Source organism: Streptomyces sp. LaBMicrA B280 (assembly GCF_049222185.1).
Classification (GTDB): domain Bacteria; phylum Actinomycetota; class Actinomycetes; order Streptomycetales; family Streptomycetaceae; genus Streptomyces; species Streptomyces murinus.
Window position 1 is genome coordinate 1 of the sequence record NZ_JBMJCT010000053.1, and the last position, 588, is coordinate 588.

1 rRNA gene is annotated in these 588 nt (G+C 56.8%); it reads left to right on the plus strand.

What is annotated here, in order from left to right:
• Positions 1 to 588 (plus strand): 23S ribosomal RNA (locus ACLF5H_RS31505); the annotation flags it as partial.

Consider the following 588-nt stretch of genomic DNA (forward strand, 5'->3'; position numbering starts at 1 on the left):
AGTCGATGGATAACCGGTTGATATTCCGGTACCCGCTGTGAAGCGTCAAACATCGAGCATCGTGATGCTAAGGCCGTGAAGCCGCCCTGATCTCTTCGGAGTTGAGGGGAGTGGTGGAGCCGCTGAACCAAGCGGTTAGTAGGTGAGTGATGGGGTGACGCAGGAAGGTAGTCCATCCCGGGCGGTGGTTGTCCCGGGGTAAGGGTGTAGCCCGAGTGGTAGGTAAATCCGCCATTCATATGAGGGTGAGACCTGATGCCGAGCCGATTGTGGTGAAGTGGATGATCCTATGCTGTCGAGAAAAGCCTCTAGCGAGTTTCATGGCGGCCCGTACCCTAAACCGACTCAGGTGGTCAGGTAGAGAATACCGAGGCGTTCGGGTGAACTATGGTTAAGGAACTCGGCAAAATGCCCCCGTAACTTCGGGAGAAGGGGGGCCACACTCGGTGATGGGATTTACTCCCTGAGCTGGGGGTGGCCGCAGAGACCAGCGAGAAGCGACTGTTTACTAAAAACACAGGTCCGTGCGAAGCCGTAAGGCGATGTATACGGACTGACGCCTGCCCGGTGCTGGAACGTTAAGGGGAC